Origin of the sequence: Nocardia sp. NPDC052112 (genome assembly GCF_040680135.1) — a bacterium.
Taxonomy (GTDB): domain Bacteria; phylum Actinomycetota; class Actinomycetes; order Mycobacteriales; family Mycobacteriaceae; genus Nocardia.
This window is the reverse complement of the sequence record NZ_JBFAWD010000018.1, coordinates 98,144-118,357: the sequence shown is the minus strand read 5'-3', so window position 1 is coordinate 118,357 and position 20,214 is coordinate 98,144. Positions and strand designations below refer to the sequence as shown.

Here is a 20,214-nt window from a genome sequence, read left to right as displayed (position 1 = left end):
CGACGTGTACAAGATCACATCGTCGACGCTATTGCTCCGCTCACAGTCCGGGCACGTCGTCGGGCGCTATCTGGTGATCATTGCAGAACCCGGAGCTGTGAACATGCTCGAGCCGAACGTCGCTTCGGCCCCGGGACCCGGTGAAGGAGCGATGCCATGTCGGGGGCGAACCCGAACGATGAAAAGCACCATCAAGATCATATGACGATCGCCGGGATCGGTGCGGTCAGCGGGTACGGCTGGGGTCGGGAGCCGCTCTGGCAGGGGCTGCTGAGCGGGAAATCCGCGGCCTCGCTACAACCAGGCTACGGCTTCGGCCGCGATGAGTACGCCTGGGTTTCGATGATTCCCGATGGCGGCGATCCCATGGTGAGCACCAGCATCTACGGACGCGCCATACAGGAGTCGGCCCGCGAGGCGATCGCGGACGCGTCCGCGCGCGGTTGGCGACCGGGCCGCACCGTCGGCGTGTTGCACGCGATCGTGCTCGGCGACGTCGCCAACTGGCGCGACTTCTATGTGGTCGATGCCGGGCACCGGCGCTCTCGCGACTACATGCGACTATTGCCCTCGACACCGATCTCGGTACTACAGCAGGAGTTCGGCTTCCACGGGCCGTCGATGAATGTCTCGGCGGCGTGCAGTTCGGCGAATGTCGCGCTGATCACCGCCAAGCTATGGCTGGACTGTGGTGTCGCCGACGACGTGATCTGCGTCGCCACCGATATGTCGGCCACCCCCGAGATGCTCGAGCACTTCGTCCGGCTCGGCGCGGCGGTCGGCGATGCCGAACCGCTGGCTGCCTGCCGCCCCTTTCAGCAGGGCAGCCGCGGGTTCAGCATGGGTGAGGCATCGGTCGCCTTCGTGCTCACGCGCTCGGTTGAGCGGCCCTATGCCGCAGTGCTCGGCGGCGGTATGACCAATGACGCTTATCACGTGGTTTCGGTCGATCCCGGGCACAACCAGATCTTCAACTGTGCGCGCCACGCGCTCGCCGCCGCCGCCATCGCCCCCGCGGACGTGCGGTATTTCAACGCACACGGCACCGGCACCCGGCAGTGCGATGTGGCCGAGCGGGATCTGCTCGCGCGGATGTTCGACGACCGGCCGCACGTCTATTCGGTGAAGCCGCTGGTCGGGCACTGCCAGGGCGCGGCGGCAGGGGTGGAGGTGGCCGCCGCGGCGCTGGCATACGACCGCGGCATTGTGCCCGCCGCACCGATCGTGGCGCCCGCCTACGAGCGACTGTTGGATGGTCCGACGCCCTTCGAGGGTGGGATCACGGCCAAGTTGTCGCTCGGTATGGGCGGTCACAATTCGATGGTGGTGCTCGGTCCCGTCGACTGAATCCGCGCCGACTTATGGCAACGGCACCGACCAGGACAACTTTGTGCCCGGCATGTCCTCGGTTTCGTGCACACCCGCCACCGCGGGCCCGATGGTGAACTGCCCGTCCGATTTCTCGGCCCGCTGCTCCAAATTCCGCAACCCGCTGCGGATCACGTGATTCGGAATGCCCCAGCCGTCATCGGTGACCACGATGGTCAGATCATCGGCCACACTGATCTCTACCGAGACCGTCGCCGCGCCGGAATGCCGCACCGCATTGCTCACCGCCTCGCGCACCACTGCCTCCGCGTGATCGGCCAGCTCGGCCTCCAGCACCGATAGCGGTCCGGTCACCTGCACGGTGGCCCGCAGCGGCGCATCGGTGGTCTGCTGGCGCACCGCATCCTCGATCCGTTGCTGCAATTCGATACTGCCGCCATTGCCGCCGTGTAGATCGAAGATGGAGGTGCGGATCTCCTGGACCACCTCCTGCAGATCATTGATGACCGTCGAAAGGTGTTGACGCACTTCGGGTACATCGGCGCGCGGCACCGCGCTCTGCAAGGTGAGTCCGATGGCGAACAGGCGCTGGATCACGTGGTCGTGCAGGTCGCGGGCGATGCGGTCGCGGTCGGCGAGGATATCGAGTTCGCGCATCCTGCGCTGGGTTTCGGCCAGTTGCATGGCCAGCGCGGCCTGGTCGGTGAAGGCGTTGGTCAACTCGACGAGTTCGTCGGTGTAGGGCGGTGATCCGATGGGACGCACCGTGACCAGCGTGCCCAGGGTGGCGTCGGGGGTGCACAGCGGCAGGATCAGCGCGGGCCCGACATCGCGCAGTGGTACGCCGAGGTCGATCAGTGCGGCATTGTCGAAGCGCAGCGGTGTGCGGCGGGTGAAGGCTTCGCCGAGTGCGGTGCCATCGGCGTCGACGGTCAGTCCGTCGAATCCGCTACCCGGACCGGACCATTGCGTGATGACGAGTTCGGAGACCGCGGTGAGTTCGAGTTGCGGTACCGGGGTGCTGGCGAGAAACGATTGATGCGAGCCGGTCAGGGTGCGCGCGTGGTCGACGACATGGGCGAGCACCCGATCGGGTTCGGTGCCCGCGAGGAATTCCGTGGCGATATCGCGGGTGGCCTCGATCCAGGCCTGTCTGGTGCGCGCCGATTCGTAGAGCCTGGCGTTGTCGACCGCGATACCGGCCGCGGCCGCCAGCGCCTGGACGAGCACATCGTCGTCCTCGGTGAACGGCTGACCATTGGCCTTCTCGGTCAGATAGAGACTGCCGAAGACCTCGTCGCGGATGCGTACCGGGACGCCGAGGAAGGTGTGCATCGGCGGGTGGTGTTCCGGAAAGCCAACGGACGCAGGGTGTTTCGAGAGCTCGTCGAGGCGAAGGGGTTTGGGTTGGGTGAATACCTCACCGAGTACGCCGTGTCCGGCGGGCAGTCGGCCGATGCGCTGCCGGACGATGTCGTCCATGCCCTCGTCGAGGAACTGGGTGACCTGCTGCTCGTGCCCGCGCACCGCCAGCGCACCATAGCGGGCATCGACCAGGCTGGTGGCGGTGTGGACGATGGCGCGCAGCGTTTCGTCGAGGTCGAGGCCGGAGGTGACGGTCAGCATCGCCTCGACCAAGCCGTCCATCCGGTCGCGCGAATCGATGATCAGCTCGACGCGTTCCTTGACCTCCGACAACAGCTCCCGGAGCCGAAGTTGCGACAGCGTGTCGCGTACCGAATAGAGGCCGCTGCCCAACTCTTCGGTCATGACGGCATCCTGTTCTGGCAGGCGCGTAATAGCGCCCACGCCAGTCTAGTTGGTCGATCGAGGACTTTCGGCCCTGTTCGCGCTGGCGTAGCGGTGATGGCATGGTCGCACACCGGGAATAGAAAGTAGGGATGTCCTATGAATTCGCCGTTGCGTTCCTCGGAGCTGTGGGCCACCGCCGCCGATCCCGAACTGGCCGTGACCACCCGGGGTGCGGTGCCGCCCGCTGATGTGACCAGGGCGGTGCGGGGGATCGGCCGCGTACTGCGCCGGCACCACCTCGACGCGGCGGCGCGGGTGCGGGTGACCGCGCCGGTGGATTCGGACGAACCTACGTTGGTGCAGGCCAACATTCGTATACACGACACCCCGACCCGGGTGCAGGTCACCGGTCCGCGCGGCTTCGCGGTGACCTTCGCCGTGGAACGGCTGGACCGTCAGATCGCCCGGCTGGCGACCAAACAGTCCCGCGAGTGGCCCGATCCGGCGCGTCCGCCCCTGGCCAGGGTTACCGAGCCGCGCCCGATCGTGCGGAGGAAGCACTGCGCGCTGCTGACCGGTACGCCAGCCGAGGCGATGGCGGTAATGGATGCGATGGACTACGACTCGTATCTGTTCAGCGATACCGAAACCGGTGAGGATGCCCTGGTGAGTTGGGTGGATCCGGTCGGCGTCCGGCTGGCCAGGCAGCGCACGACGCTGGCGCCGCCGGCTCCGGCGGACCGGCCGCTCACGGTGAATTCCCTACCTCTGCTGATGGATTCGTATCCGGCACCGACCCTCATCGAGGAGGCGGCGGCGGCCCGGTTGTGCCGCAAGGGGCTGCCGTTCCTGTTCTTCACCGATGCCGACAGTGGACGCGGCCGACTGGTGTACCGCCGCTACGATGGTGATCTCTCCATCGTCGTTCCGGCGGAAATCCGCTAGCCCTCGCGCAGTTTGGAGGCCAGCACCGCGGCCTGGGTGCGCCGTTCCATACCGAGTTTGGCCAGCAGCCGGGAAACGTAATTCTTGACGGTCTTCTCGGCCAGGAACATTCGGCCCGCGATTTGTCGATTGGTCAATCCCTCGCCGAGCAGTGCGAGCAGTCGGCGTTCCTGTTCGGTGAGGCCGGCCAGCGGTCCGTCGTTTTCGGTGTTGGAACGTAGCCGGGCCTTGAGTGCGGCCGCCGCGCGATTATCCAGGAGCGAATGGCCCGCGCCGACCTCTTTGATCGCCGCGGCCAATTCCATGCCCTTGATGTTCTTGACGACATAGCCGCTCGCGCCCGCCAAAATAGCGTCCAACATGGCGTGTTCATCGGTGTAGGACGTCAGGATGAGGCAATTCAGATCGTCGATTTCGGCGAGCAGGTCGCGGCATAGTTCGATGCCGTTCCCGTCGGGTAGTCGGACGTCCAGTACAGCGACATCGGGTCGCAGCGCGTGGATGCCGGCCATGGCGTCGGCGACGTCGCCGGCCTGGCCGATAACGGTGAGTTCCGGATCGCTCTCCAGCAGGTCGACGAGGCCGCGTCGGACGATCTCGTGGTCGTCGACGAGGAACACTGTGATCACGCGACCTCCTGTGCGGTGCAGGGGAACTCGTTCGTCCCCGGCGTTTGGTCCTACCGACAAGGTAGCCCTCGGCGGGGCGCACCGGTATATCGGAACGATAATTTCGAGTAATACCTACTCGAATTTACCGGCGAGCGCTATCGAAACGCCGAGAAAAACCGACCGCTCGAATGGCATTGTGCGAATCGAGGTTCCGGGTATGCTGAGGCCGAAGTCATTCAAAGAGGTTTTTTGGCAGCGCGGCCTTGGAGGGCCCCATGCACAGTTATCTCGAACAATGACATATTCGGCGACACTCGATTTCGGGAATATTTTCGGTCCGCCGCAGAGCTGTCCCGACTGCGGCTCGCCGGCCATCGGCACCTTCGTCGACCATCGGGATGCGCTGTTCCGGTGCCGTGAATGCGGCGTGCAATGGCGGTTCGCACATGGGCGGGCCATTCGGGAGATCCCCGTTATCGCTCCGGTGCCCGGACCCGAAGAGGAGTGGACGTGTCCATAACGATCGGTCCGATCGTGCCGCAGGCGGGTTCGGGGCGGGCGGTGGTGGCTATCGGGTCTTCGCCGGCTGGATGAACGCGCAGTAGCGGGTGCACCGAGCGGTCCGAGTGGCCCGCCCGGCGCATCGAAAGCCGGTGATGATTACCGAGATCCACGAACCGCAGCAGTGGCGCCACTACACTGATCGAGTGCGTCCACTGATGGGACCCGATGACCCCGAACCGCGTGCGGAGCCACTGGCGGCTCCGGTAGCGCCGTTGTGGCATGCCGATACGGGGACCGCGCAGCGCCGGTTCGACCCGCTGCGGGGGGCCCGCGAACGGCGGTATCGACACATCCTGACCGATGCGCGGACGAGCCGGGCCCTGGTGCCCATGCCGGTCGCTTGACGAGCCCCTGGGGTGACGGCGCCGATCCTGGGGCTGCGCCACGAGCGGTCGCCGGGGTGACCCTGGTCGAGGGCTCGACCTTCTGCATCAGCGAGGACGGCGGTGCCATCAGCCCGAATCGGGCCGAGGGATTGTTCGTGCGCGATACCAGGGTGCTATCGCGGTGGCGGCTCACCATCGACGGGCTGGCGCCGCAACCGCTCACCGTCCAGCACACCGAGCCCTACAGTGCGACGCTGCTGGCCAGGACGCCGCCGCGGCCCGGACGCGCCGACAGCACGGCACTGGTGACCGTCGCGCGGCATGTCGGCGACGGCATGCGCGAGGACGTGACCGTGCGCAATCTCTCCGGCGCGCCGATCAGCTGTGCGGTCGTGCTGGAGCTCGATGCCGATTTCGCCGATCTGTTCGAGGTGAAGGAGGGGCGGATCGGCGACGGTGTGGTGGTTACCAAGAGCAAGTCGACGGCGGGCTCGGTCGAGATCAGCCGGACCGATCTGCCGCTGGCGGTGACGGTGACGGCCGCCGGGGCGACCGCGGTCGATCGCGAATTGCGGTGGCAGGTCGATCTGCCCGGGCGTGGGGAATGGTCGGTATGCATTCAGTACCAGCCGACACTCGGATCGGTGGTGACGCCGCGGCATCCGTGTGGAAATCCCGTATCGCACAGTGCGCCCGCGCTGCGGATGCGTGAATGGTACGAGAATTCGCCGTCGGTGCACACCGAGGATCAGACGCTCGCCGCGGTATTGCGGCGCGCCGTTGTCGATCTCGGCGCACTGCGTATCTTCGACCCGGGTCATCCGGAGCGTGCGGTGGTGGCCGCGGGTGCGCCGTGGTTCATGGCGCTGTTCGGGCGGGACTCGCTGCTCACCTCGTGGATGGTGTTGCCGCTGGACCGGCGACTGGCCGTCGGCACGCTGCAGAGTCTGGCGGGCCTGCAGGGCACCGAGGTTCGCGCCGCGACCGAGGAGCAGCCGGGGCGGATCCCGCACGAGGTGCGGTTCGGGCGGGCGGCGACACTGCTGCTCGGCGGTGACACCGTGTACTACGGAACCGCCGATGCCACACCGTTGTTCGTGATGTTGCTCGGAGAGCTGCATCGGTGGGGACTTGATGCCGACACCAGGGACGAACTGCTGCCGCACGCGGATCGGGCGCTGGAGTGGATCGAGCACTTCGGTGATGCGGACGGCGACGGATTCGTCGAGTATCAGCGCGCGGCCGACCACGGCTTGGCGAATCAGGGGTGGAAGGACTCCTGGGACGGTGTGAACTTCGCCGACGGCCGGTTGCCCGAGGCCCCGATCGCGCTGGCCGAGGTGCAGGGATATGTGTACGCCGCGTATGTGGCGCGGGCGGCGCTCGCGGCCGATGTGGGCGATCAACCGACCGCGGATCGGTTCCGTGCCAAGGCGGCCGCATTGAAGGCCGCGTTCAACAAGGCGTTCTGGTTGCCCGAGCACGGTTGGTACGCCATCGGTTTGGCTGGGGACAAGCGCCCGATCGACGCGCTGACCTCGAATATCGGGCACTGCCTGTGGACCGGGATCATCGATGAGGACAAGGCGGGCTCGGTCGCGGATCACCTGTTGTCGCCGGAGATGTTCAGCGGGTGGGGTATCCGCACGCTGGCCACCAGCATGGGCGCATACAACCCGGTCAGCTACCACAACGGCTCGGTGTGGCCGCACGACAACGCGATCTGCGCCGCCGGGCTGATGCGCTACGGCTACACCGAACATGCCAACCGCGTGATCGATGGGGTGCTCGACGCGTCGACTCGCTTCGGCTATCGGCTGCCCGAGCTGTTCAGCGGTTTCGACCGCGCGGAATTCGACGCGCCGGTGCCCTATCCGACCTCGTGCTCACCGCAGGCGTGGGCGTCGGCGGCGCCGCTGCTTTTCATGCGGAGTATGTTGCGGTTGGAGCCGGGCACGGGGTCGGCGTCGGTCGCGCCCGCGGTGCCCGACCGGTACCTGCCGTTGCGGGTGAGCGGGGTCCGGGTCGGGTCGGATGTGCTCACCGTCACCGTGGACAGCGCGGGTTGGCAGCTCAGCGGATTGGCTGGAAAGTTGCGTCGATCCGACTCCTGACCTGGACCGATGACCGGGGAATCCGGCGCGCGAGGAAACTTGTCGGTGGGTCGGCCTAGCATGGCGCTGGGGGTATCACGTCTGTTGGACCGACACGATCGAGAAGGGACCACCTGGTGGCGGAACGCCTCACTGTGCGCGGAGCTCGGGAGCACAATCTCAAGAGCATCGACCTCGATCTGCCCCGCGACAGTCTCATCGTGTTCACCGGACTATCCGGTTCGGGCAAGTCCAGCCTCGCCTTCGACACGATCTTCGCCGAAGGGCAGCGCCGCTACGTCGAATCGCTGTCGGCGTATGCGCGTCAGTTCCTCGGGCAGATGGACAAGCCGGACGTCGACTTCATCGAGGGACTTTCGCCCGCGGTGTCGATCGATCAGAAGTCGACCAATCGCAACCCCCGGTCGACGGTCGGCACCATCACCGAGGTCTACGACTACCTGCGTCTGCTGTACGCGCGTGCCGGTACGCCGCACTGCCCGGTCTGCGGTGAACTGATCGCCAAACAGACTCCGCAGCAGATCGTGGATCAGGTGCTCGCGATGCAGGAGGGCATCAAATTCCAGGTGCTCGCGCCGGTGGTGCGCACCCGCAAGGGTGAATTCGTCGACCTGTTCGACCAGTTGAACTCCCAGGGCTATTCGCGTGTCCGGGTCGACGGCGTGGTGTATCCGCTCACCGATCCGCCGAAGCTGAAGAAGCAGGAGAAGCACGACGTCGAGGTCGTGGTGGACCGGCTCCAGGTGAAGCCGAGTTCCAAACAGCGCCTTACCGATTCGATCGAGACCGCGCTGCGATTGGCCGACGGCATCGTGGTACTCGACTTCGTCGACCGCGACGAGCACGCCCACGATCGGGAGCGGCGCTTCTCCGAACGGCTGGCCTGCCCCAACGGTCACCCCCTCGATATCGAGGATCTCGAACCGCGCTCGTTCTCGTTCAACTCGCCCTATGGTGCGTGCCCGGACTGCACCGGTCTCGGTATCCGCAAGGAGGTCGATCCGGATCTGGTGGTGCCCGATCCCGAATTGAGCCTGGCCGAGGGCGCGATCGCACCGTGGTCGCGCGGACAGACCGCCGAATACTTCACCCGGCTGCTGTCGGGACTGGCCGAATCCATCGGATTCTCCATGGATACGCCGTGGCAGGACCTGCCGCTGAAGGCACGCAAGGCGGTGCTGGAGGGCAGTTCGGATCAGGTGCACGTCTCCTACACCAACCGGTACGGCCGGAAGCGTTCGTACTACGCCGATTTCGAGGGCGTGATGCCGTTCCTGCAGCGGCGCATGGAGAGCACCGAATCCGAGCAGATGAAGGAGCATTACGACGGGTACATGCGCGATGTGCCGTGCCCGGTGTGCAACGGTGCTCGGTTGCGTCCGGAGATTCTGGCCGTCACCATCGCCTCGGGTGGTGAGCAGAAGTCCATCGCCGATGTGAGCGAATTGTCGATCGGTGATTGCTCGGCATTCCTGAACGCCTTGACGTTGGGGGAGCGCGAGACCGCCATTGCCGGGCAGGTACTCAAGGAGGTGCAGGCGCGGCTCGGCTTCCTGTTGGATGTCGGACTGGAGTATCTGAGCCTGTCGCGGGCCGCGGCGACGCTGTCCGGTGGTGAGGCGCAGCGCATCCGGCTCGCGACCCAGATCGGGTCCGGGCTCGTCGGGGTGCTGTATGTGCTCGACGAACCGTCGATCGGTCTGCACCAGCGGGACAATCGGCGGCTCATCGAAACCCTCACCCGGCTGCGGAATCTCGGCAATACGCTGATCGTGGTCGAACACGACGAGGACACGATCCGGGCCTCGGACTGGGTGGTCGATATCGGTCCGCTGGCCGGTGAGCACGGCGGTGAAGTCGTGCACAGCGGTCCGTATCTCGAACTGCTCACCGACCCGAAATCGCTGACCGGTGCGTACCTTTCGGGCCGCGAGCGCATCGAGGTGCCGATGGTGCGGCGGCCGGTCAGCAAGAAGCGCCAGCTCACCGTGGTCGGTGCGAACGAACACAACCTGCGCGATATCGACGTCAGCTTCCCGCTCGGCGTGCTCACCGCGGTCACCGGTGTTTCCGGATCCGGTAAGTCCACGCTGGTCAACGACATTCTGGCGACCGTGCTCGCGAACAAGTTGAACGGTGCGCGGCAGGTGCCGGGCCGACACACCCGAATCAACGGCCTCGATCATCTGGACAAGCTGGTACAGGTGGATCAGTCGCCGATCGGCCGGACGCCACGCTCGAATCCGGCCACCTATACCGGCGTATTCGACAAGATCCGGACCCTGTTCGCGGCCACCACCGAGGCGAAGGTGCGCGGCTATCAGCCCGGCCGGTTCTCGTTCAATGTCAAGGGCGGCCGCTGCGAAGCATGCTCGGGTGATGGCACCTTGAAGATCGAGATGAACTTCCTGCCGGATGTGTATGTCCCGTGCGAGGTCTGCCACGGTGCCCGGTACAACCGGGAGACCCTCGAGGTGCACTACAAGGGCAAGACCATTGCCGAGGTGCTCGATATGTCGATCGAGGAGGCCGCGGGCTTCTTCGAACCGGTCACCTCGATCCACCGCTATCTCAAGACTCTGGTCGACGTCGGCCTGGGCTATGTGCGCCTCGGCCAGAGCGCGCCGACGCTCTCCGGCGGCGAGGCACAGCGCGTCAAATTGGCGGCCGAACTGCAGAAGCGCTCCACCGGACGCACCGTCTACATCCTGGACGAGCCGACCACCGGCCTGCACTTCGAGGACATCCGCAAGCTGCTGCTGGTCATCAATGGCCTGGTGGACAAGGGCAATACCGTCATCGTCATCGAGCACAATCTGGATGTCATCAAGACCTCCGACTGGGTGATCGATATGGGTCCCGAGGGCGGCTCCGGCGGCGGCTCGGTGGTCGCCGAGGGGACCCCGGAAGACATTGCCGAAGTGGCGCCCAGCTACACCGGCCAGTTCTTGAAGGAAGTTCTGGCACTGCCCGCCGCGACCGCGCCCAAGGCCCCGGCCAAGAAGGCGGCGGCGAAGAAGGCCCCGGCCAAGAAGGCCGCCACGAAGGCGACGAACAATTCCTCGGCCACCAAGGCGACGGCGACCAAGATTCCGGCACCGAATGCCGCTGCCGCGAAGCGCGCATCACGCAAGGCCGCCGCCCTGCGCTGATCTCGTCGGCGCACCCGTTGTCGCGCTCCAACCCCTCGGAGTCACGCGCGGACAAGGGGTGCGCCGCGTCGTGCCTGGCACTGCCGGGCAAACCGTTCGATCGCGTGCCATTTCGCTTGGTGTCCCTCGCCCCTGATCCGGTTGCAATCTGCTATCGGAGTACCTACCGTACTATGGCGATTGCGAAATACAATCAGATCTCCTCGAAGTGTTCGCGCCGACCATCGGCCGTCAGCTGCTCGGACTGGGACTTGTCGACGAGATCGACCTGCACATCGCGCCGATCCTCTTGGGTGCGGGTATGGGGCTGTACGACAATCCGGGCGGTGCGCCGAGCCGCCTGCGCAGTGTCGGCGAAGGGGATCCGACCTCGGCCGCGATGTCCGCGACCAACGACAAAGTCTCCCGCGCCGGACGCTTCTGCGCGGTAGCCGGTGCCGCCGGGCCACTGCGAGGTCACAGTTGCGCGTCCGATCGAGTCGAGTGACGCACCGCGCCAGTCACTTTCGGCTGTCGTGTGCTTCAGCGGTTCGCTACGGTGTGGATCAGCGCGGCAAGTTCCTTGCATCTCGACCACATCGGCCAATGGCCGGTTGGCAGATCGATATACTCGGCGTCGATCTTGGCCAGCTCGGCGAACATCGGTTCCTGACCAGCGTCACGGAGTTGTTTGACCAGGCATGCGGTAATGCTGTTGCAGATCACCGTCGTCGGGATGGCAAGGCGCGCCGGGGAATCGCTCAACCGCAGGGGAGCGGCGGCGACTCCGGTGGGCTCGGAGACGGCACGCTCGCGGAATCGGGCCAGGGATATCTCATCCAGTCCGGTGAGGCTATTGCCGTCGGCTTCCAACTGATCCCAATCCGGCAGTGCGAGTTCGCGAACGGTCACATCCAATGCGGAATTGAGGATGAAGCCATTGGGTAGCGGGGCCGCGTCGACATAAATGCCGCGGGTGAAGCGTTCCGGTGCGATATCGGTGGCGAGATAGGCGGCCGCCGCGCCGCCGGAGTGCGCGACGACCACCACCGCTTCGTCCGAGGCGATCTCGTCGAGGATGGCCTGCGCCTGCATTTCCAGCGTCGCGTCCAGCCGGTCGTCATCGGCCGGATCGAGTCCGGGCAGGGTCAGCGCCAACACATCGTCACCCCGGGCGCGCAGATCGGCCGCGACGTCGTCCCACGCCCACGCGCCGAGCCAGAATCCGGGAATCAGAAGTATCCGTGCCATTCAGTGAGCATCGCATGGCGAACCTGGCGGAACGCAAATCCGCAGCAATATGTCTGTCTCACCGAGATGAACAGGCGCACAAAGCGTTTCGTTGTTCACAAGATGAACTACTTCGGGTCGAGTGAGATTGTCCGGTGATATCGACGGGCAGCGCGGCCGGCATTGTCCCGCGTCGCTTGCGGCCCACTCGGGTCGCATCTCAGCGATCGTGCGGGCCACATCGCGGTGCCTAGCGGCTTCGAGCTGGACCGAACCACCGCATCAATGCGTTCCGGAGCCGGTCATGGTCGGTACCGACTTCGCCTGCCCATGCCACATATCCGTCCGGTCGGATCAGTAGCGCGTCAGCGGGCGCGTCCGGACAGGTCGCGATCACGGTGTCGACGCGGTCGTGCCAATCGCCCGCGATATCGGCGAACCCACCGTCCCCGGTCAATTGGATCAATACAGCTCGCGCCGAGTGCAGCAGATCGGCGACACGCGTTCGGCCGTCCGAGGTTTCGAGGATCAGGTCCGGGACCATGCGCCCGGACAGCGGATGCGGATCGCCGATATCGTAGCGGATATCGGATCCGGCGAGTAGATGCGCGATATGTCCCGCGGTTTCAGGTGCTCTGAGTAGTTCGCCCATGAACTCGCGCAGTGCGGTGACCTCCGGACCCGGCGCCATCAGTGCGAGCTGGGACAGCGATTGCATCATCACGCGCTCGCCGACCGGGTGTCGCTCGGAGTGATAGGTGTCCAGCAGTTCCTCGGGTGCCCAACCGTTCACCCGCGCGGCGAGCTTCCAGCCGAGATTGGCCGCGTCCTGCAACCCAAGGTTGAGGCCGGGCCCGCCCATCGCGGAGTGCACGTGGGCGGAATCGCCGAGCAGGAAGACGTTTCCGTCGCGATAGCGTTCGGCAAGTCGAGTGTTCTGGCCTTCGGTCCGGCGCAGGGCGTGCGGTCCGGATCCGGGCGGTGGTGCGATCGGCAGGTCGACGCCGAGCACCCGCCGCAGACTCGCCCGCATCTCGTCGAGCGTCATCGGAGTGTCCTCCGGTACGGGATCGCCGTCGAACTCCATGGTCGCGACCAACGGGCGGCCGCGTTCGAGCTCTGCGAAGATGAACATGCCCCGTTCGAGTCGGTTGTGTCCGAACGGAAGTCGCCCGAGACCGGGAATCAGGACGCCGCCGTCGCCGGTGCGCATTTCCTCCGGCAGGCTCACATGCGCCATCCGGACCAACTTCGATGCGTTAGTGCTGCCGGGGAATTCGATTCCGGTGTGTTTACGGACGAAGCTCTTGCCGCCATCGGCCGCGACCAAATATGTGGTGGTCAGGTCGTACTCGCGGTCGGGACTCGTCACTGTGACGGTCACGTTCCCGTCTTGCTGGACCAGATCGGTCAGCTCATGGCCCCAAAGGATTTCGATTCCGAGTTCGCGTGCCCTTTTCGCCAACAGGCGAACCAGTTTCGGCTGGGGGATGACCAGCGCGTACATCGGATTGTTCGCGACTTCGGCGAATGACACCGGCATTCCGCTGAACAGATAGCCGGGCATGGGCCGAGGAGCGCCCGGCGCACCGCCGAATTCGTGGTACAGGCCGCGCATATCCAGCAGCCGAATCACCTGGCCGACAAGGCCGTTTGCCTTCGGCTCGGCGCTTGGCTCGCTCAGTTTCTCGAGCACGATTGGACGCACGCCGGCGAGTGCGAGTTCGCACGCGAGCATGAGCCCGTTCGGCCCGGCGCCGGAAATGACTACCTCGAAAAAGTTTTCGGGCATGACGAATACACCTCTTGTTGCCTGTGATAAGTGGGTAGGCGGTGAGTCAGCCGACGACGGAAGGCGCGGGCAGTCCCGCGGCAACCTCGTCGATGGCTTGTCGTAGCAGTGTGGTGAGTAGCATCGGCGGATCCGCGTAGACATAGGTCGCAGTAGCGGCCTGGTAGATCGCGCCGATCACACCGACGACGAGGCGTGGATAGAGATCGCGGGCCGCGTCGGTTCCGGTGCGTGCCGCGATCGCCTCGATCCAGTCGTCGGATACCGCCTTGGACACCGCGGTTCGGGTCTCGGGTGCCTCGAGTAATTCGCGAATAACCGCCAGTTGGTGTGAGGTCGGCGGGTGGTCTCCGGCGCCGTCGGCCTCGAGTGGTTCCAGGATCGCCGCTGTGATCGCGGTCCAGAGCGGCTCATCGGCGGGCCGGTTCCGCAGTGCGATCAGACTGCGCTGGATCCGCTCGGTCTGCCGGTAGGCCAGCGCTTCGTGCTTACCGGTGAAGTAGTTGTTGAACGTCCGGACCGACACGCCCGCGCGCGCCGCGATGTCCTCTCTGGTGATATTGGCGAGTCCGTGTTCGAATGCCAGCTCGAGCGTCGCATCGCTGAGTGCCTTACGGGTGTCGAGTTTCTTGCGTTCCCGAAGACCGAGGACTTGCTCATCTGGCATGACACCAGAGTACGACCAAACTTGCCTAGCGGGCAATATTTCCCGATGGGCAAAATTGTCGACCTACTAGGCGTACACCGGCCCGGTGTACTTCTCGCCCGGACCGTTGCCCGGCTCGTCCGGATGTGCCGAGGCCTCGCGGAAGGCGAGCTGCAGCGACTTCAGACCGTCGCGGTAGGGGCCGGCATGCGGGCCGAAGTACTCGATCGACGAGGTGACCAGTCCGGCGAGCGCGGTAATCAGGCGACGCGCCTCGTCCAGATCGCGCCGCGGACTGTTGTCCGGGTCCTCGTCGGCGAGTCCGAGCTTCTCCGCCGCCGCGCTCATCAGCATCATCGCGGCGCGGCTGATGATCTCGACCGCCGGGATATCGGCCAACTCGCGGACGTCGGTCGCGTCGGATACTGCCTCGTCACTCATAGGAACGAGGATGGCATCGTGGTGGCCGGGTGTGGTCGCCGGGGCGGGGCGATTCGGCGATAGCGAGTGGGAATGTTAGACTTTCCGCTGACGACCGCCCCGGGCTTGCTCGGGGCTGATAAGTGGAGCCCGACTCCCACCGTTGCCGACGAGTGATCGTACTGGTTAAACGGTCCGGTCCCCCGCCCTCCGGGGCGGGTTTCTTGTGCGGGGATCTCTCAGGGGATCGTCGAACAAGGTCGGCACGAGCATGCTCGTGGTCGAAGGCCGGTCGACTCGGGCCCCGTGGCGGAATACCGCACCGGGGCCTTTGTGTTGAAAAGGGGTTGCCGTTATTGCGTGCGGTCGTCTGACGACACCGCTTGACCTAGGAGGCCCCATCAGCACTGAGACCCGCATCAACGATCGCATCCGTGTTCCCGAGGTCCGACTCATCGGACCGGGTGGTGAACAGGTTGGGATCGTGCGTGTTGAAGATGCACTACGCGTCGCCCTCGAGGCAGACCTCGACTTGGTCGAGGTCGCGCCGGATGCCCGTCCACCGGTCTGCAAGATCATGGACTACGGCAAGTTCAAGTACGAGACGGCGCAGAAGGCGCGCGAGTCTCGCAAGAACCAGGTGCAGACCGTGATCAAGGAGCAGAAGCTCCGTCCCAAGATCGACGACCACGACTACGAGACCAAGAAGCGCAACGTTGTTCGCTTCCTCGAAGCCGGTTCGAAGGTCAAGGTAACTATCATGTTCCGCGGTCGTGAGCAGTCGCGTCCCGAATTGGGCTTCCGACTGCTGCAGCGTCTGGCCTCCGACGTCGCCGAATTGGGTTTCGTCGAGACCTCCGCCAAGCAAGACGGTCGCAATATGACCATGGTCCTCGCACCGCATAAGGGTGCGAAGACGCGGGTGAAGGCGCAGGAGGATTCGCGGGCACCGCGTCCCGCCGCCACCGAAGCGCCTGCCGCTCCCGCACCGGCCGCGGGCGCACCGGCCGCCGGACAGGCCGCGCCGGCCGACCCGCAGTAATACCGATCAGAAAACCGGTGGTCCGCGAGGACCACCGGTACGAGACAGATAGAGGAATCCATGCCGAAGATGAAGAGCCACAGCGGCGCCTCGAAGCGATTCAAGGTTTCGGGCCGTGGCAAGCTGCTGCGTCAGCAGGCGAACCGTCGCCACCTGCTCGAGCACAAGTCCACGCGCCGGACTCGTCGTCTGGACGGCACGGAGTCCGTCGCGTCTGTTGACGTCCCTCGCGTCAAGCGCCTGCTCGGTCTCTGAGACCGCAAGCGACCCCCGATAGGTCGCTCGACAGGCAAGCATCCGCGCGACCGGGACTCCGGACGCCGACCACCGACCAATTTCGGGGCGCTACGCATGCGCCTCCTATATCTAAAAAGGACTGACCCATGGCACGCGTCAAAAGGGCCGTCAACGCTCAGAAGAAGCGTCGTTCCGTTCTCGAGGCCTCCAAGGGCTACCGTGGCCAGCGCTCGCGGCTGTACCGCAAGGCCAAGGAACAGCAGCTGCACTCGCTCACCTACGCCTACCGGGACCGCCGGGCGCGCAAGGGTGACTTCCGCAAGCTCTGGATCGCCCGTATCAACGCCGCGGCGCGCCTGAACGACATCACCTACAACCGCTTCATCCAGGGTCTGAAGGCCGCCGGTGTCGAGGTGGACCGCAAGATCCTCGCCGAGCTCGCCGTCTCCGACGCCGAGGCGTTCGCCGGTCTGGTCGCCGTGGCGAAGGCCGCCCTCCCGCAGGACGTCAACGCCCCGGCCGCCTGATCCGGTCTGCGTGACGACACAGCATTCGGAACGACCCGTGGACGCGCTCTCCGAGCGCAATCCGCGGGTCGTTTCCGCTGTCAAGCTCCATCGTTCCGTTGCCCGCCGCAAGACCGGGCTGTTCCTCGCCGAGGGCGCGAATTCGGTTGCGGCGGCGTTGGATACGGGGCGGGTGCGGGAGCTGTTCTATTCGATGCACGCCGCCGCGCGGGAGCACCAGTTGATCGCCGGTGCCGCTGCCGCGGGCGTGCGCACCACACTGGTGAGCGAGCGCGCCGCCGAACATCTCGGTGAAACCGTCACCGCGCCGGGGCTTGTCGCGGTGTGCGACCAGATCGATGTGCCGTTGGCGGACATACTGGCCGAGCGGCCGACGCTGCTGGCCGTCCCGGTGGAGATTGCCGAACCCGGCAATGCGGGCACCGTCATTCGAGTCGCCGACGCGGTGGGCGCCAACGGTGTTGTGCTGGCGGGGGATACGGTCGATCCGCACAATGGCAAATGCGTGCGTGCTAGTGCGGGCAGCCTGTTTCATGTGCCGATCGCGCGGCACCACGATATCGGCGAGGTGCTCGATGCCGTAGCGGCAGCGGGCATTACGGTGCTCGCCACTGCCGCCAGGGGCGAGGTCGATCTGGACGAGGCCGACGAATTGCTGGCCGGTCCGGTGGCCTGGCTGTTCGGCAATGAGGCGCATGGTCTGGATCCCGCCGTCGCCGCCCGTGCGGATCATCGCGTGCGCATTCCGATTCACGGCCGTGCCGAGAGTCTGAATTTGGCCGCGGCGGCTGCGATCTGCCTGTATGCCAGCGCGCGTGTCCAGCACGCGAGATAGGCCGGGCACGAACTCCGGATCGGAACGCCTGGGCCGGGTGAGTCCGCACTCAGCGCCGTGCCGTCATCGTCGGCCGCCGGACCTGCCCGAACGGCTCGCGTCCTGGGTCGTGCCCGAGATCCGTGGTGCGTTCGGCTGGGTCACCTCACCGCAATGACGCTCGGTCTACCCCGGAGCGAGATTGCACCGCAGCCGAATCACTTACCGGCGTTCCGCCGATGCTCTTCCTCTTGCCGAAACGGCGGGTGACGACGCCAGTGCAGATGGTCAGAGTCGCTCCATCGGCGGGGGCGGGCCCGGTTGTCCGCGTGCTGGCGGGATCCTCGTCAGCTATCCGGACGGAGCGCGGCATGCGATTGCTCGATGTCGTCGATCCGTAGTGTGATATTTGCCAAGTGGTTGTAGTCGAAATATCAGTGGATAGAAGGATATTCGTTGTTCCCGAGGTTGCGCGGCTGGTTTGCTGTGGCCTTCGCCAGGCAACTCATTCGCGGGTGGATTACGACCGAGTCGGTTTCTCGACAAAGCTGCGGGTATTGCCATACTTAATGTCCGAAAAGCACACGTTTGAAATGTTCTCGAGGATCAGCAGTTCCGCTGGGTCGTTGAATTTCCATGCGCTTGTTTCCGCGCATCAGCGGGATCCTGCTAGTCCGACCGGGGAGGCCACAACCGTCCGAGCGGGGCTGACCGGACGATCCCTGGCGCAACGATTGGCGTCGCGACCGGCATGGATGCGGCACAACGATGAGTCAATCCGGGGCGGCACCCAGGCGTGCGGTCGCGCCAGTAGCGTCCACTGCCGGTGCATTCGGCGGCCTCGCTCGATCGCCCACTGATTGCCTTGAAAAGTTGCAGCCGCGTCCCCTGGGAGGGATGCGGCGCGTGGCGCCGATCCTCCGGCTGGGTACCTCCAAGGTAAATCTGGGCGTCTCCTGTGTGCTGGGAGTGAATTCACGGCTGATTCACAGCGTGCTCGAACCGGGCCATCAGCTCGAATTCTGTAAATTCGCTGGCTGGACCGACGATCGGGTCGGCTCAGGCAACAGCGGTAATAAAGATCAGAAAAGGCAATTACCTCATGGCGTTCGGCACCAACCTCGGCGAAGAGACGGTCTTCGGTATCGGCAACGGACCAGCGAATGATCGCCCGACCCCCGACTACTCACCTGTCGACACGCCTGCCCAGACCGGCGCCGAGGCCGCCGCGGAGCTCCACGACCAGGCCAGCCTCGCCGTCGGTGCCGCGTTCGCACCGGTCGGCGGCGGTTTCGTGGGCACGGAGGATGTGCACGGGGTCGAGCAGGACGCCGCCGCGGCCGGCGCACCGACGCCGTTCGAGGCCGACGAGCGCACCCACCTGGCCGATCATGGCGGCTACGTCGTCGACGGGTCTACCCCGGTCGGCACGGCGTTCGGCGCGGCTGAGCACACCCAGGTGTACGGCGAGAGCATCGACGTCGCCGATCACCCGCTCCCGTTCGGCACCGAGTTCGACGCCTCCGAGCAGACCCACACCTACGACATGGATTCCCACGTCGATGCGGTTTCGACTCCCTTAGGAAACGCCTTCGACACCGACGAGCACGCCCATGTCGGCGACCACAGCGTGGCAGTCGCCGACGCCGTCACCCCGTTCGGCACCGAATTCGCTGCCGACCGCAGCGGCCACGTCGCGGACCACAGCGCCGTGGAATCCGGCGTCGTCACCCCGTTCGGCAGCGCCTTCGAATCCGACGAGCAGACCCACGTAGCAGCCGACAGTGTTGATCTGGCCGGATCGGTGACCCCGTTCGGCTCCGACTTCTCCGACTCCGAGACCACGCGCACCGAGGACGACAGCCGCCACATCGCGACCGGAAGCGGCTGGTTCGGCAGCTCGCAGACTGTCGAAGATTCGCACCGGGAGACCGATGCCCAGGAAAGCAGCCACTCGGTCACCGGACTGTTCGGCTCGGCGCACCAGTCGTTGGATGCCTTCCACGCCGACTCCGATACCGTGCACGTCGCCGAGGAGCGCGGCCTGTTCGGTGGCTCCGAGACGGTCGATGCCGGCCATCACGAGTCCGACGGATACCACGCTGTGAATGTTGTGAGTACTCCGTTCGGTTCGGCCTCGGAGACCGTGGGGCGCACCCACACCGAGGACGACAGCCTGCACGTCGATCGTGGCACCGGCTGGTTCGGTACCGGCTACCAGAACGTCGACGCGTCCCACGGCGAGTCCGACGACCAACAGATCACCCACGAGGTCGACACGCCGTTCGCCTCCGGCTTCGAGGCCGTCGACCAGTCGCACGCCGAGTCGGACAACGTGCACATCTCGCAGCAGACCGGCCTGTTCGGCGGCTCCGAGACTGTCGATATCGGCCACCACGAGTCCGACGGATACCACGCCGTGAATGTTGTGAGCACCCCCTTCGGCTCGGCCTCGGAGACCGTGGAGCGCACCCATACCGGGGATGACAGCCTGCATGTGAACAGCGAGACGGGTCTGTTCGGCGGCTCGCAGACTGTCGATGTCGGCCACTACGAGTCCGACGGGTACGGCGCTGTGAATGTTGTGAGTACTCCGTTCGGTTCGGCCTCGGAGACCGTGGGGCGCACCCATATCGAGGATGACAGCCTGCATGTGAACAGCGAGACGGGTCTGTTCGGCGGCTCGCAGACTGTCGATGTCGGCCACTACGAGTCCGACGGGTACGGCGCTGTG

At 65.5% G+C, this 20,214-nt stretch carries 17 protein-coding genes; 11 read left to right on the top strand and 6 right to left on the bottom strand.

What is annotated here, in order from left to right; genetic code table 11:
* Nucleotides 1-156 precede the first annotated feature (156 nt).
* The gene (locus AB0L58_RS30165; RefSeq protein WP_364391763.1) at nucleotides 157-1,347 is read left to right on the top strand and encodes a beta-ketoacyl synthase N-terminal-like domain-containing protein; all 1,191 of its coding nucleotides are present in this window, start codon (nucleotides 157-159) and stop codon (nucleotides 1,345-1,347) included.
* Between the two features lie 12 nt (nucleotides 1,348-1,359).
* Here the strand turns inward: AB0L58_RS30165 and AB0L58_RS30160 are convergent, their stop codons facing one another.
* Complete coding sequence (locus tag AB0L58_RS30160; RefSeq protein WP_364391760.1) at nucleotides 1,360-3,099, bottom strand: GAF domain-containing sensor histidine kinase; 1,740 nt, start codon at nucleotides 3,097-3,099, stop codon at nucleotides 1,360-1,362.
* Nucleotides 3,100-3,237: 138 nt separating this feature from the next.
* On the opposite strand from AB0L58_RS30160, the gene AB0L58_RS30155 reads away from it, so the two are divergent.
* Nucleotides 3,238-4,026: a sigma 54 modulation/S30EA ribosomal C-terminal domain-containing protein gene (locus tag AB0L58_RS30155; protein WP_364391758.1), complete on the top strand. Its 789-nt coding sequence runs from the start codon at nucleotides 3,238-3,240 to the stop codon at nucleotides 4,024-4,026.
* Here AB0L58_RS30155 and AB0L58_RS30150 read toward each other — a convergent pair.
* Entirely contained in the window at nucleotides 4,023-4,655 is a 633-nt protein-coding gene (locus AB0L58_RS30150; protein ID WP_364391756.1) for a response regulator transcription factor, read from the bottom strand. The genes AB0L58_RS30155 and AB0L58_RS30150 overlap by 4 nt on opposite strands.
* A 689-nt stretch (nucleotides 4,656-5,344) precedes the next feature.
* Between AB0L58_RS30150 and AB0L58_RS30145 the strand changes: the two genes are divergently transcribed.
* The 4 genes from AB0L58_RS30145 to AB0L58_RS30130 all read left to right on the top strand — a co-directional run bounded on the left by AB0L58_RS30145 (nucleotide 5,345) and on the right by AB0L58_RS30130 (nucleotide 11,280).
* A complete protein-coding gene (locus AB0L58_RS30145) occupies nucleotides 5,345-5,545 on the top strand; it encodes a hypothetical protein (RefSeq protein WP_364391754.1) in 201 nt (66 codons plus the stop codon).
* Entirely contained in the window at nucleotides 5,542-7,641 is a 2,100-nt protein-coding gene (locus AB0L58_RS30140; RefSeq protein WP_364391752.1) for a glycogen debranching N-terminal domain-containing protein, read from the top strand. The genes AB0L58_RS30145 and AB0L58_RS30140 overlap by 4 nt, the downstream gene beginning before the upstream one ends.
* Nucleotides 7,642-7,757: 116 nt before the next feature.
* Nucleotides 7,758-10,793: an excinuclease ABC subunit UvrA gene (gene uvrA, locus AB0L58_RS30135; protein WP_364391750.1), complete on the top strand. Its 3,036-nt coding sequence runs from the start codon at nucleotides 7,758-7,760 to the stop codon at nucleotides 10,791-10,793.
* A 208-nt stretch (nucleotides 10,794-11,001) separates the two neighbouring features.
* Nucleotides 11,002-11,280: a hypothetical protein gene (locus tag AB0L58_RS30130; RefSeq protein ID WP_364391748.1), complete on the top strand. Its 279-nt coding sequence runs from the start codon at nucleotides 11,002-11,004 to the stop codon at nucleotides 11,278-11,280.
* 35 nt (nucleotides 11,281-11,315) lie between these two features.
* Here the strand turns inward: AB0L58_RS30130 and AB0L58_RS30125 are convergent, their stop codons facing one another.
* The 4 genes from AB0L58_RS30125 to AB0L58_RS30110 form a co-directional block, all read right to left on the bottom strand.
* Complete coding sequence (locus tag AB0L58_RS30125; protein ID WP_364391746.1) at nucleotides 11,316-12,023, bottom strand: alpha/beta hydrolase; 708 nt, start codon at nucleotides 12,021-12,023, stop codon at nucleotides 11,316-11,318.
* Between the two features lie 229 nt (nucleotides 12,024-12,252).
* On the bottom strand, nucleotides 12,253-13,794 hold the full coding sequence (locus tag AB0L58_RS30120; RefSeq protein WP_364391744.1) for an FAD-dependent monooxygenase: 1,542 nt from the start codon (nucleotides 13,792-13,794) through the stop codon (nucleotides 12,253-12,255).
* Between the two features lie 46 nt (nucleotides 13,795-13,840).
* Nucleotides 13,841-14,461, bottom strand: coding sequence for a TetR family transcriptional regulator (locus AB0L58_RS30115; RefSeq protein WP_364391742.1), 621 nt, complete (start codon nucleotides 14,459-14,461; stop codon nucleotides 13,841-13,843).
* 66 nt (nucleotides 14,462-14,527) lie between these two features.
* Nucleotides 14,528-14,881 (bottom strand): DUF1844 domain-containing protein, encoded by a 354-nt coding sequence (locus AB0L58_RS30110; protein ID WP_364391740.1) that lies wholly within the window; start codon nucleotides 14,879-14,881, stop codon nucleotides 14,528-14,530.
* Nucleotides 14,882-15,215: 334 nt separating this feature from the next.
* Between AB0L58_RS30110 and infC the strand changes: the two genes are divergently transcribed.
* From infC to AB0L58_RS30085, 5 genes are all read left to right on the top strand, one after another.
* Nucleotides 15,216-15,902, top strand: coding sequence for a translation initiation factor IF-3 (gene infC, locus AB0L58_RS30105; RefSeq protein WP_364391936.1), 687 nt, complete (start codon nucleotides 15,216-15,218; stop codon nucleotides 15,900-15,902).
* A 60-nt stretch (nucleotides 15,903-15,962) separates the two neighbouring features.
* On the top strand, nucleotides 15,963-16,157 hold the full coding sequence (gene rpmI, locus AB0L58_RS30100; RefSeq protein ID WP_328411703.1) for a 50S ribosomal protein L35: 195 nt from the start codon (nucleotides 15,963-15,965) through the stop codon (nucleotides 16,155-16,157).
* A gap of 128 nt (nucleotides 16,158-16,285) precedes the next feature.
* Complete coding sequence (gene rplT, locus AB0L58_RS30095) at nucleotides 16,286-16,666, top strand: 50S ribosomal protein L20 (RefSeq protein ID WP_040689024.1); 381 nt, start codon at nucleotides 16,286-16,288, stop codon at nucleotides 16,664-16,666.
* A gap of 37 nt (nucleotides 16,667-16,703) precedes the next feature.
* Nucleotides 16,704-17,501: an RNA methyltransferase gene (locus tag AB0L58_RS30090; protein WP_364391736.1), complete on the top strand. Its 798-nt coding sequence runs from the start codon at nucleotides 16,704-16,706 to the stop codon at nucleotides 17,499-17,501.
* Nucleotides 17,502-18,582: 1,081 nt separating this feature from the next.
* The coding region (locus AB0L58_RS30085; protein WP_364391733.1) for a hypothetical protein at nucleotides 18,583-20,214 on the top strand (1,632 nt) is incomplete at its 3' end.

Coding starts and splice junctions, on each gene's coding strand:
- rplT (WP_040689024.1), top strand. CDS start 16,286: ATGGCACGCGTCAAAAGGGCCGTCAACGCTCAGAAGAAGCGTCGTTCC.
- AB0L58_RS30165 (WP_364391763.1), top strand. CDS start 157: ATGTCGGGGGCGAACCCGAACGATGAAAAGCACCATCAAGATCATATG.
- AB0L58_RS30120 (WP_364391744.1), bottom strand. CDS start 13,794: ATGCCCGAAAACTTTTTCGAGGTAGTCATTTCCGGCGCCGGGCCGAAC.
- rpmI (WP_328411703.1), top strand. CDS start 15,963: ATGCCGAAGATGAAGAGCCACAGCGGCGCCTCGAAGCGATTCAAGGTT.
- AB0L58_RS30115 (WP_364391742.1), bottom strand. CDS start 14,461: ATGCCAGATGAGCAAGTCCTCGGTCTTCGGGAACGCAAGAAACTCGAC.
- AB0L58_RS30160 (WP_364391760.1), bottom strand. CDS start 3,099: ATGACCGAAGAGTTGGGCAGCGGCCTCTATTCGGTACGCGACACGCTG.
- AB0L58_RS30110 (WP_364391740.1), bottom strand. CDS start 14,881: ATGAGTGACGAGGCAGTATCCGACGCGACCGACGTCCGCGAGTTGGCC.
- AB0L58_RS30155 (WP_364391758.1), top strand. CDS start 3,238: ATGAATTCGCCGTTGCGTTCCTCGGAGCTGTGGGCCACCGCCGCCGAT.
- AB0L58_RS30125 (WP_364391746.1), bottom strand. CDS start 12,023: ATGGCACGGATACTTCTGATTCCCGGATTCTGGCTCGGCGCGTGGGCG.